The sequence below is a fragment of the Paraburkholderia sp. 22098 genome, assembly GCF_052045935.1.
GTDB classification, from domain to species: Bacteria; Pseudomonadota; Gammaproteobacteria; order Burkholderiales; family Burkholderiaceae; genus Paraburkholderia; species Paraburkholderia caledonica.
In genome coordinates, this window is the sequence record NZ_JBQEPV010000008.1 from 86301 (window position 1) to 98509 (window position 12209).

General features: G+C 64.0%; 7 protein-coding genes. 3 read left to right on the forward strand and 4 right to left on the reverse strand.

Going from position 1 to position 12209, the window contains the following annotated elements; translation table 11 throughout:
- Nucleotides 1-224 precede the first annotated feature (224 nt).
- Both ACTJLB_RS18145 and pdeR read left to right on the forward strand, forming a co-directional pair.
- Entirely contained in the window at nucleotides 225-4859 is a 4635-nt protein-coding gene (locus tag ACTJLB_RS18145) for a DEAD/DEAH box helicase (RefSeq protein ID WP_440784069.1), read from the forward strand.
- A gap of 205 nt (nucleotides 4860-5064) precedes the next feature.
- Entirely contained in the window at nucleotides 5065-7068 is a 2004-nt protein-coding gene (pdeR, locus tag ACTJLB_RS18150) for a cyclic di-GMP phosphodiesterase (protein WP_020067959.1), read from the forward strand.
- A gap of 52 nt (nucleotides 7069-7120) precedes the next feature.
- On the opposite strand, the gene ACTJLB_RS18155 is transcribed toward pdeR, so the two are convergent.
- The 3 genes from ACTJLB_RS18155 to ACTJLB_RS18165 form a co-directional block, all read right to left on the reverse strand.
- Complete coding sequence (locus ACTJLB_RS18155) at nucleotides 7121-8008, reverse strand: crotonase/enoyl-CoA hydratase family protein (protein ID WP_020067960.1); 888 nt, start codon at nucleotides 8006-8008, stop codon at nucleotides 7121-7123.
- Between the two features lie 401 nt (nucleotides 8009-8409).
- On the reverse strand, nucleotides 8410-9513 hold the full coding sequence (locus tag ACTJLB_RS18160; RefSeq protein WP_440784070.1) for a malate/lactate/ureidoglycolate dehydrogenase: 1104 nt from the start codon (nucleotides 9511-9513) through the stop codon (nucleotides 8410-8412).
- 104 nt (nucleotides 9514-9617) lie between these two features.
- Nucleotides 9618-11081, reverse strand: a complete 1464-nt coding sequence (locus ACTJLB_RS18165; protein WP_440784071.1) for a M20 family metallopeptidase — start codon at nucleotides 11079-11081, stop codon at nucleotides 9618-9620.
- Between the two features lie 330 nt (nucleotides 11082-11411).
- On the opposite strand from ACTJLB_RS18165, the gene ACTJLB_RS18170 reads away from it, so the two are divergent.
- The gene (locus ACTJLB_RS18170; protein ID WP_408419286.1) at nucleotides 11412-11723 is read left to right on the forward strand and encodes a superinfection immunity protein; all 312 of its coding nucleotides are present in this window, start codon (nucleotides 11412-11414) and stop codon (nucleotides 11721-11723) included.
- A 38-nt stretch (nucleotides 11724-11761) separates the two neighbouring features.
- Here the strand turns inward: ACTJLB_RS18170 and ACTJLB_RS18175 are convergent, their stop codons facing one another.
- Entirely contained in the window at nucleotides 11762-12031 is a 270-nt protein-coding gene (locus ACTJLB_RS18175) for a YodC family protein (protein WP_020067965.1), read from the reverse strand.
- Between the last annotated feature and the right edge of the window lie 178 nt (nucleotides 12032-12209).

Consider the following 12209-nt stretch of genomic DNA (forward strand, 5'->3'; position numbering starts at 1 on the left):
GGTACTGCAATTGGCGCCGTCGAGCAGGCAGGGACTGCCGTCGCTTTCGGAACGCCGACACCCACCGGCAACCGCTGCCAGGCCATTTGGCAAACGGCGCCCAAACCTGCCAGACTGGCCCCTGATTCCGCGACTCCGATTCGCCCCGGCAACGGTTGCGAGCAATGCCGTCGTCTGGATGCCGTCGTCTGGATATCGGGCGTCGCGTCCCCATCTAACCACGCATGACCCTAGTGACCACCTCAGTGAGCACTTCAGTGAGCAGCACGACCGCAAATCCAACCACCGCACCCGCCGCAGCCGACTCGCCTCGCGCGCTCCCGGCCTCGCTGGCGGAGCGCGCCGCCGCGCACGACGCGCTCGCGGGCTTTCATCCGGCGGTTGCAAGCTGGTTCCTGAAGTCCTTTCCCGCGCCGACCGACGCGCAGGCCGCTGCCTGGCCGCAGATTCGCCAGGGCCGCTCGACCCTGGTCGCCGCACCTACGGGCTCCGGCAAGACGCTCACGGCCTTCCTCTCCGCACTCGACGATCTGGTCCAGCAAGGTCTCGCGAACAACGGCGCGTTGCCCGACGAAACGCTGGTGGTCTACGTCTCGCCGCTCAAGGCGTTGTCCAACGACATTCGCCTGAATCTGCAAGTGCCGCTACAGGGCATTGCCGCCGAACTCGACGCGCGCGGCCTGCCGCCGCTCGACATCCGCACCGCCGTGCGCACCGGCGACACCACGCAGCAGGAACGCAACGCGCTCAAAAAGCGCGCGCCGCATATCCTCGTCACCACGCCGGAATCGCTTTACGTGCTGCTCGGCTCCGACTCCGGCCGGCGCATGCTGTGCACGGTGCGCACCGTGATCGTCGACGAAATTCATGCGCTCGCCGGCAGCAAGCGCGGCAGCCACCTCGCGCTCAGTCTCGAACGGCTCGACGCGCTGTGCGGGCGACGCCTGCCGCGCATCGGCCTGTCCGCGACGCAAAAGCCGGTGAGCGCAGTAGCACGATTTCTCGTAGGCGGCGCGCCGGTCGACAGCGACATACCCGCCGACTGCGCAATCATCGACGTAGGTCACATCCGCGAACGCGACCTGGCGCTGGAAATTCCGCCGGCGCCGCTCGAAGCGGTAATGCCGAACGAAGTCTGGGAACGTGTCTACGACCGCCTCGCGGAACTCGTCGCGCTGCACAGCACGACGCTGATCTTCGTGAACACGCGGCGCATGGCCGAGCGCGCCGCGCGTCATCTGACCGAGCGGCTCGGCAAGGACGCGGTCGCCGCGCATCACGGCAGTCTCGCCAAAGAGCATCGCTTTGACGCCGAACAGCGGCTCAAGCGCGGTGAACTGCGGGTGCTGATCGCGACCGCTTCGCTCGAACTGGGTATCGATATCGGCGACGTCGATCTGGTCTGCCAGATGGGTTCGCCGCGCGCCATCGCGCCGTTCCTGCAGCGCGTGGGGCGCTCGGGCCACCATGTCGGCGGCATACCGAAAGGCAGGCTCTTCCCCACTTCGCGCGACGATCTGATCGAATGCGCAGCGCTGCTCGATTGCGTGCGGCGCGGCGAGCTCGACGCGCTGCGCATTCCGCGTGCGCCGCTCGATGTGCTCGCGCAACAGATCGTCGCCGAAGTATCGAGCACCGAATGGAGCGAGGACGCGCTATTCGACCTGATACGCCGCGCCGCGCCGTACGCGGAACTGGCTCGCGAGCAGTACGACGCAGTGCTGCGCATGCTTGCCGAGGGCTACACGAGCCGCAACGGACCGCGTGCCGCGTACATTCATCGCGACGTGGTCAGCGGCACGCTGCGCGGCCGGCGCGGCGGCAAGCTCGTGGCGGTCACCTCGGGCGGCACGATTCCCGAGAACGCCGACTATGCGGTGGTGCTGGAACCGCAGGCGGTCAATATCGGCACGGTCAACGAAGACTTCGCGGTCGAAAGTCTCGCCGGTGACGTGTTCCAGCTCGGCAACGCGTCGTACCGGATTCTGCGCATCGAAAGTGGCCGCGTGCGTGTCGAAGACGCACAAGGGCAGCCGCCCAACATCCCGTTCTGGCTCGGCGAAGCGCCTGGCCGCAGCGACGAACTGTCGTTCGGCGTCGCGCGCCTGCGCGAGCAGGTCGCGCGTCTGCTTGCATCCGGCGACGACGCGGCGACGCCGCTCGTGAACGCACAGGCGAGCGACACCGCTTCGAAGGCGACGGCCTCGGAACACGTGCCGGAGGCAACCGCTGAAACTCCGAATCCCATGCCCGCGCGGCTCGAACGCGCGATCGACTGGCTCATCGCCGAACTTGGTCTGGACGAAGCAGCCGCGCGCCAGATCGTCGACTATCTCGCGCGGGCGCGCGCCGCGCTCGGTGTTCTGCCGACGCAAGACACGCTGGTAATGGAGCGTTTTTTCGACGAATCGGGCGGCACGCAGCTCGTCGTTCATGCGCCGTTCGGCAGCCGCGTAAATCGCGCGTGGGGCCTAGCGCTGCGCAAGCGCTTTTGCCGCCAGTTCAATTTCGAACTGCAAGCCGCGGCCACCGAGGACGCGATCGTGCTGTCCCTGACCGGCAGCCATTCGTTCGTGCTCGATGAAGTGTGGCGCTACCTCCATTCGAATAGTGCCGAGCGTCTGCTGATTCAGGCCTTGCTCGACGCGCCGCTCTTCGGCGTGCGCTGGCGCTGGAACGCGACCACCGCGCTCGGTTTGCCGCGCTACACCGGCGGCCGCAAAACGGCGCCGCAATTGCAGCGCATGCGCAGCGAAGATCTGCTGACGAGCGTCTTTCCCGAACAGGCCGCGTGTCTGGAGAACGTGGTCGGCGAGCGCGAACTGCCGCATCATCCGTTAGTCGATCAGACCGTTGACGACTGCCTGCACGACGCAATGGACAGCGAGCGCTGGCTCGCACTGCTGCGCCGTATGGAAAACGGCGACGTGCGGCTTGTTGCACGCGATCTGCCGGCGCCCTCGCCGCTTGCCGCCGAAATACTCAACGCAAAACCCTACGCGTATCTGGACGACGCCCCCATCGAGGAGCGCCGCACGCAGGCCGTGCTCAATCGCCGCTGGACCGATCCGGCGAGCGCCGACGACCTCGGCGCGCTCGACGCCGACGCGATCGCGAGCGTGCGCGACGAAGCATGGCCGCAGGCACGCAGCATCGACGAAATGCACGAAGCGCTGACGGGCCTTGCGTGCATTACCGAGGCAGAGGCGCAGCACAACGAGGGCTGGCCGGAATGGCTCGCGTCGCTCGCTCAATCGGGCCGAGCGACGCGCCTCGAGATCGCCGCCGACGCGGCACTGTGGCTTCCTGCCGAACGGCTGACGTATTTCGACGCGCTCTATCGCAGCCGGAACAGCGGCACTACGAACAGTGGCCCCCGCTTCACGCCGCCGCTCACCGCGCCGAAGGGTTACACCGACGAATGGAGCGCCGACGACGCGCTGCTCGACGTACTGCGCGCCCGGCTGACCGGTTTCGGCCCGCTGCCCGCCGACGCGATTGCAGATGCGCTCAAGCTGCCGCGGACATCGGTCGAACAGGCGCTCGGACGTCTCGAAGCAGAAGGCTATGTGATGCGTGGACGTTTCACGCCGAACACGTCGGAAGAGGAATGGTGTGAGCGCCACCTTCTTGCGCGCATTCACCGTTACACCGTCAAGCGGCTGCGCCGCGAGATCGAGCCCGTGGAACGGCACGACTTCATGCGCTTTCTGTTCGAATGGCAGCACCTGACGCCGGACACGCGCAGCGAGGGGCGCGACGCGCTCGCCGCCGTTCTGGAACAGATGGAAGGCTTCGAGGCTGCAGCAAGTGCCTGGGAAGAAGACATTCTGCCCGCGCGCGTGAAGGCCTATTCGAATACTTCGCTCGACGAACTGTGCCGCGCGGGCAAGATCGTCTGGACACGCTTGACGGAGCGTTCGCGCAGCGCGGCCGGCCCGGTGCGCAGCACGCCTATCGTGCTGCTGCCCCGCCCGCAGGTACGTGCGTGGAGCGCGCTGATCGACGCCGAGCGGCAGCCGGAGCTATCGGCGCGTGCTCAATCTGTGTACGACGCGCTGTCGCAACACGGCGCGATGTTCTTCGATGAACTGCTGCACGAACTTCGCGTACTGCGGATCGAACTGGAGAGCGCGCTGGGAGAACTGGTGGCGGCCGGTCTCGTCAACTCCGACAGTTTCGCGGGACTGCGCGCGCTGCTCAAACCGGCAGCGAAGCGCAACGCGTATTCGGGCAGCCGGCGCGCAAGATCGAGTATGGGATTGGGCGCGCTGATCGGCGGAATGGACGACGCGGGACGCTGGGCGCTCGTCAACCGGCGCGCGTCTGTTGCCACGAGCGAAGAAACCGCCGCGCAACCGGGCCGGCCGCAGCAGCAGCGGCGCCGTCAGTTGCCAGCCGAGACGCTCGAACATGTCGTGATGACGTTGCTGCGCCGATACGGCGTCGTGTTCTGGCGCGTGCTCGAACGCGAAGCCGACTGGCTGCCGCCATGGCGCGATCTGCTGCGCGTCTATCAGCGGCTCGAAGCGCGCGGCGTGATCCGCGGCGGGCGCTTCGTCAATGGACTCGCTGGCGAACAGTTCGCGTTGCCCGAAGCAATCCCGTTGTTGCGCGAGGTTCGGCGGCATGCGAACGATGGTGCTTTTGTGTGCGTCGGCGGCACCGATCCGCTGAATCTGGTGGGCACGCTACTGGTTGGAGAACGCGTTCCGGCCGTCGCCGGCAACCGTGTGCTGTACCGCGATGGCGTCGTCATCGCGACGCTCGCAGCAGGCGCGTTCTGGTTCGAACCGTCGGTCAAGGCGAGCCCGACAGAGCGCGAGCGCGCGCGCAGCTGGCTCACTCGCAGGTTCTGACGCGCGACACCTGTAAAGACTGCCTGGCACAGCATCTTTACCCGCGCTTTTTTACCGACGCACACGGTTCGGCGAAACCACGAACCTTTCATGTTTATGGCCCGAATTTCAGCCGCTTCGCTACAATGGGCCGTCTTTAAGTATGATGAGACTGTCTGCCGTCATCCGCCATCAGGGCCGAAACGGCACACCGCCCGGGGATCCCATGAATGACGACCATCACGAGCAGGTGCTTTTTGCGCAGTTCGGCACAAGCAGCCCTTGCTGGCGTCTGTCGAGCGACAGCAACGCGCTCGAACTGACACCAGTCACTGGCGATATGCCAGCCAATGTTGCCATTCCGCTCAATCCTCAGCAGGCATCGCAAATTCGTTGCCTCACTGGCATTACGTCTCACCTGGTTCTCGACGTGCGGCTCTTCGGCGAGCCTCTGCGTTTGCACCTCGTCGGCAGAAAGATCAACAGCGGCAGTTGGGCCGGCACCGCGTCGGCTTATGACGACACCGAATCTGTCGCGCGCGATCTGATGCATGGCTTGTCGTTCGCCGAGCAGGTCGTGTCTGAAGTGAATTCGGTTGTCGTGATCGTCGACCGGCACGGCCGGATCCAGCGCTTTAACCGGCTGGCCGAAGAACTCACGGGCGTCAAGGAAGAGAACATTGTCGGGCGCAACGTGTGGGCGCTTTTTATGTCATCGGAAGACGGCGCGGCGTCGAGCCAGAACATTGCGGGCTTCTTCAATCGCGGCGTGTCGTACGAAGTCGAACGGCGCATCAAGACACTGCACGGCGAACGGCTCTTTCTCTTTCGCAACAAGTTCGTTCAGAGCGGCAGCGGCGTAGACGAGCAGTACCTGATCTGCTCGGGCACGGACATCACCGAGGAACGCCTTGCGCAAGAGCGTCTCACGCAACTTGCCAACACGGATTCGCTCACGGGCCTGCCCAATCGCAACGCGATCCAGGACATGATCCGCACCGCGATCGAGGAGACGGCGCCGGGCGAATCGGTGGGCGTGCTTTTTCTCGATCTGGATAACTTCAAGAAGGTCAACGATCACTACGGCCACGTGTTCGGCGACCGTCTGATCCGCGACGTGTCGGCGGCGATCGGCATGTGCCTGAACGAAGGCGACACGCTCGCGCGGCTCGGCGGCGACGAGTTCATCGTGCTCGCGGCAAAAGGCACGGCGCATGAACTGGAGGCGACCGCGCAGCGCATCCTCGAACGCATGCGCACGCCGTTCAGTCTCGGTCTCGTCGAAGTCTATACGGGCTGCTCGATCGGCATTGCGCGTTATCCGGAACACGGCGACAACCTGGAGTCGCTGATCCGCTCGGCCGATACGGCCATGTACGTCGCGAAAGACGAAGGCAAACGCACGCATCGTGTGTTTTCGCCGGAGATGAACCGCAAGGTCGCCGAGTACATGTGGCTCGACACGAACCTGCGGCGCGGCCTCGAAGATGGCCAGCTGACGCTGCACTATCAACCCAAGCTGCTGCTTTCAACCGGCGCGGTGCAAGGCGTGGAAGCGCTGGTGCGCTGGAATTCGCCGGAACGTGGGCAGATCATGCCTGCAGAGTTCATTCGTTATGCCGAAGAGTCCGGCCTGATCGGCGTGCTCGGCCGCTGGGTCATGCAAACGGCCGCGAAACAGGCGGCCAAATGGCAAGCGGACGGCTACAACCTGCGCATCGCGATCAATGTATCGGCGCGGCAACTGGTGGATACGGCGGTAGTACGCCACTTCACCGAAGCGCTTCAGCAGGCGAAGCTCGAACCATGTCTTGTCGACGTGGAACTCACCGAGAGTTGCCTGATCGAGGACGAAGCCGCGGCCATCGACCTGATCAAGCAGTTCCGTCAACTGGGCGCGCAAGTACATCTGGACGACTTCGGCACCGGCTATTCGTCGCTATCGCAGTTGGGCCGCATTCCGCTCGACGTAATCAAGCTCGATCGCAGCTTCGTGCGTTCAATCAACGCCGACACCAAAGCGCAGGCACTCGTCCGCTCGATGGTGGTGGTCGCGCAGGAACTCGATTTCAAGGTCGTCGCCGAAGGAATCGAAACCGAGTCCGAAGAGACTTTCATGAAAGGACTGGGTGTCGAATACGTGCAGGGCTACTTGTACGCTCACCCAATGCCGGCCGCGGACTTCGAGCGCTGGTTGCAGGACAGGCAGAAGCTCAGGCTGATCGCCTGAGCTTGCGGCCTGAGCGTCGCAACGGGCGCACGTCGGCCGCGGGTGGATTGAGTCAGCCGAAATTGGCCGCGCTGGCGGCCGTCTGCCGCAAGTTGGCCGTGCGACGGTTTTGCAGCGTCACAAGCCGCTCCATGAAGGCCAGGTCCTTCTCTTCGATCATGAAGGCGGCGTCCACCCAATCTTCGGTGATTTCCATCAATTCGGCCCGCGGCAATTGCAGCACGCGCTGACGCGCCCGCAACATCGCGCGGATGCCGTTCATCTTCGGCTTGAGCGTGTCGATGAACGTGCGGGTCGCGACATACGCGTCGCCCGGTTCGAACAACTGGTCGACGAGCCCCTTCTCCCGATGCCACTCCGCCGTATGCGGTTCGCCCACTCCGATCAGTTCCTCGGCGAGACGCATGCCGGCCTTGCGCGCGACGAGCGAATAGCCGCCCATGCCGGGGAACAGATTGAACGCGATCTCGGGAAAGCCCATGCGCGCGTCCGATTGCGCGAGCAGGAAGTGGTGTGCAAGCGCGGCCTCGAAGCCGCCGCCTAGCGCCGTGCCCTCGACCATCGCAATGGAGATCGCGCCGGTATCGAAGCCGCGCGCCGCCGCGTGCACGCAATCGACGCACGCACGTGCGTATGCCATCAGCGCCTGACGCTTGCCCGAGCGAATTGCATCGGCGAAGAAATCCAGGTCGCCGCCCACGTTGTAGATGTTGGGGATCAGCGAGCCGGTCACCCAGAAGTCGATGGGCAAGCCGGACTCCCGCGCGGCCTGCGCAAGCCCGAGAATGTCGTGGACCAGATCCAGATTGAAACACGGACGCGGCTGCGCGCGCAGCATCATCCACATGACATTGCGGCCTTCTTCGTAGTAAGCCGAGACTTGCGACAGATTGCCGGCTTCGAGGAACGGGCGGCAGGCGTGGTGGTTATGCAGATTCATTTTGAACGGTCCTTTAGGGTTAAACACTGATATTGCAATGCGAGCCTAAAGCAGACCGGATTCGGATGGGAGCGGGATAACCAACAGATCAATGCAACGAAATCTCGAAGCCTTGCGCGACGGGCGTCACAGCGGCACGTGAAAGCCGCCCGGCGTGCGCCGCACCGCAAACGCTTGCGCGGCGAAGATGCCCGACATTGCCCGACATTGAGTGCAGGCGCGCCATGCAATCAGCGGACGAGCAAAGCCGGAATTCGCCTGCGAATTCGAAAGAAAAAGCAAGACACGCCGATTAGGCGACGCAGTCGAAAATGCCGCTTGCGAATATTTTTTTATTCGTGGTCCAACAGACGGAATATCTATATTGCATAAGCGGCATTTTGCCCATTATCCAGGCAATGCTATTTGAGCAACGCCGACCAGCGCGCGACCTCGTCCGCGTGCATGCCGACAGCGAGCGCGGCCGTAGAGATTTGCGTCCATGTGGCGGCATCGACGGGAATGCCTTGGGCTTCGCGCTCCGCGCGCGTCACGCGTTCCGGCTCGCCAGGCTCGTAGATATGATCGACACCCGCAGCGAGCGGTGAGGCTTTCACCCACGCGATGAACGCGTCGGCTTCTGCTTGCGCATCAGGGGCGTCGAACGCCGCCGGGTCGATGATGACCGACAGCATGCAATTAATGATTGCGTTGGTGGTGCCGAGCGTGTCCGCGTGCGTGGTAAAGCCGCCCGCCAGCGCGCCGCTGAATATCTCGCACATCGCGGCAAGCCCGAAACCCTTATGGCCGCCGAACGGCGTCAGCGAACCGAACGGCTCCTCGTGCATGACTTTGGGATCGGCCGTCGGCAAACCTTCATGGTCGATCAACGCGCCCGGCGGCACCTGCTTGCCCTGGTTGTAAGCGACGCGCGTCTTGCCGTAAGCAACCGTGCTCGTCGCGAAGTCGAGCACGAGCGGCGGCTTGCCGGGCCGCGGATAAGCCGCGCAAAACGGGTTGGTGCCGATGCGACGGTCGGCGCCGCCAAACGGTGCGACGAGCGGGTCGCCCGCCACATTGACGAAATGGAACGACACGAGCCCCGCTCGCGCGCATTGCTCGGCCCAGTGACCGATGCGGCCAATATGATGCGCGTCGCGCAGCCCGACGGCGCAGATGCCGATGCGCTGGGCTCGCGCGATGCCCTCTTCCATCGCCTCGAACGCGACTACCTGGCCGAAGCCTTTGCGGCCTTCCACCGTGAGAACGGCACCCGCGTCTTTTACAACGTCGGCATGCAGGTTCAGTTGCAACTGCCCGTCGGCAAGCGACGCCACGTAGCGCGGAATCATGCCGACGCCGTGCGAATCGTGCCCGGTCAGGTTCGCCGCCACCAGATGATCCGCGACCAGTTCTGCTTCGCGCGGCGCGCTGCCCGCCTGCTCCCAGATCGCCCGGACGAAGGCGTGTAGTTGATCGGCCGCAATGCGGGGCGTGGTGGATCCAGCGAACTCTTTGTCGGTCATTCGGATCGGGGCGTTAGTTAGTTAGTAACGGCAACGCAATAAAGGCAACGCAATAATGGCACCGCAAGCGGAACGGGAGCCTCAACAGGCCGGCAAAAAAACGCTCAGGGCGCGGCGGCGATCACCTGCGCAACCGCGGCCGTGAGCTTCTTGCCGTACGGCAAGTGCAAGAACTCGTTAGGCCCGTGCGCATTCGACTTCGGTCCGAGCACGCCGCATACCATGAACTGCGACTTCGGAAAGCCTGCCTTCAGCACGTTCATCAGCGGGATGGTGCCGCCCTGCCCCATGTACGCGACGTCGGCGCCGTAATGTTCGCGCGATGCATTGTTGAGCGCGGTTGCGAGCCAAGGCGCAAGATCGGGCGCGCTCCAGCCGCTCGCCGCTCCGGCGTCCGGCTTGAATGTCACCTTCGCGTTGTACGGCGGGTCGAGTTCCAGCAGCGCCTTGAGTTCCGCAACGGCCTTTTCCGCTTCGATCAGCGGCGGCAGACGCAGCGACAGCTTGAACGCGGTGCGCGGGCGCAGCACGTTGCCGGCGTCGGCGAGTGCGGGCAAGCCGGCGGCACCTGTCACCGACAATGACGGACGCCACGTCGAGTTGAGCAACGCCTCCTTCGGATCGGTCGTGGTGGGCAGCACCTGACGGCCGTCCTGACCGCACGCCCACGGCAGCTTCTTCCACACGTCGTCGCCGAGAATTGCCGCGGTGGCTTCGGCTTCGCGGAGACGGTCGGCGGGAATCGGGCTGTGGAACCCCTTGGGCAGCAGGGTTCCGTTAGCGGAGTCTTCCAGACGGTCGAACAACTGCCGCATGATGCGAAAGCTCGACGGCGCAATACCGCCGTAACCGCCTGAGTGAATGCCTTCGTCCAGCACCTGCACTTCCAGGTCGCCGGCGACGAGCCCGCGCAACGACGTGGTGAGCCACAGCTGATCGTAATTGCCCGCTCCGGAATCCAGGCAGACGACGAGGCCGACATTGCCGAGCCGTTCGCGCAATGCGTCGACGTAAGGCAGCAGATCGTAACTGCCCGACTCTTCGCAGGTTTCGATCAGCCCGACGCAACGCGGCCGCTCGACGCCTTGCGCGTCCAACGCGGCGAGCGCGGTGATGCTCGCGTAGATCGCATAGCCGTCGTCGGCGCCGCCGCGGCCGTAGAGCTTGTCGTTTTCGAGCTTCGGCGTCCACGGGCCGAGGTCCTTGCGCCAGCCGTCGAATTCCGGCTGCTTGTCGAGGTGGCCGTACAGCACGATGGTTTCATCGGTACGTGAACGTGTTGCCGGCGTCTCGAAGAAAATCACTGGCGTGCGGCCCGGCAGCCGGACGATCTCGAGTTTCAACCCGCGTACCGGCTGCTGCTCGACCCATTGTGCGGCGTCGGTGATCACGCGTTCAAGGTAACCGTGCTTGACCCACTCGGGATCGAATGCCGGGCTCTTGGCCGGCACCGCAATGTAGTCGGTCAGCGCAGGCACGATCTCGTCGTTCCATTTGCGGTCCACGAATTCGCGGAGCGTGTCGGGGTTCAGGCGTTCAGCCTGCTGGGTCGTATCGTCGGAGATCATGATGGCGGTCCGTAACAGGGTTCGGTTTCGTTCGAGCGAAACGAACATGATAGTCCTGATGCCCGCGGTGCTGAAGTCCTCGTCGCACGTCGGTGTGCTGTGGGGCGTGCAGTAGTGCGTGCCGTGGGCGTGCTGTCGGACTGCTGGACGGCGGCGTGCACCGCTGGCGTCTGCATCGCGAGGCTTTCATTCAGGCTGCACGCGTCAGACAATCGCGCGACAATTAGTGAATGAACTGCGGGTGAATGAACTGCGCGTGCAGGCCCGCTCGGTAAGCGCAGCATTGACCTTGGCCACCGCGAGGCGAGCCGTTTTTCCGGGAGGCGACATATGAATGACACGGCCGTCGTTCAGATCATCGCCGTGATGATCGCGCTGGCGCTGTATTTCCTGCCGGCGATTCTGGCCGATCGGCGCAAACGCGTCGATGTGCTGACGCTCGCGCTATTCAACGCGTGCCTTGGGTGGACCGTTCTTGGATGGCTGCTCGCGCTCTACTGGTCGTTGCAGCCGAACCCGCCGGAGAACCTTGCGGGCGACGTGGAGGAACAACGCAAGGTGGTGCGCATGCGCGCGTTTTCGTCCGCGCTGTTGCTGCGCGTGCAACGGCGCAGCACAACGCGGAATGGTTCGCAGGAGTAAGCCCGGGGAAGCGGCAGCAGAAGCAGAAACAGCAGCCGTTATGCCGCGCGGCCGATCCGGTTCCACTGCACGGAGCCCGCCGGAATGGAGCGCGGCTCGGCACGCACGCTGGAAGGCGCGAATACTTCGCGGCGCAGTTCGCCGTGGTCGTCAAACCACTCGCAGATCAGCCAGTCGCCGGGATTGAGCGCCACCGGGCCCGCATACGTAACAGTCATGCGCGGGCCGCCGTCTTTCAACGTGACCACGTCGCCGATTGAGAACCGGGCGGGAGGCGGTGTAAGCGTGTCAATGGTAGCGGTCAGCATATCAATCCTCTACGGAACCGTTAGCAGTATTCAAGTCATTGCGCCGTCTATCGACTAAGACCTATTGAGGGATACCTCTAAACGCGTTCAGATTAACAATCGAAATTAAATACGGCAAGTGCTTTTTATTGATACCGATTTCATAAAACCCGGAAAGACAATTTGACGCACTGCAATG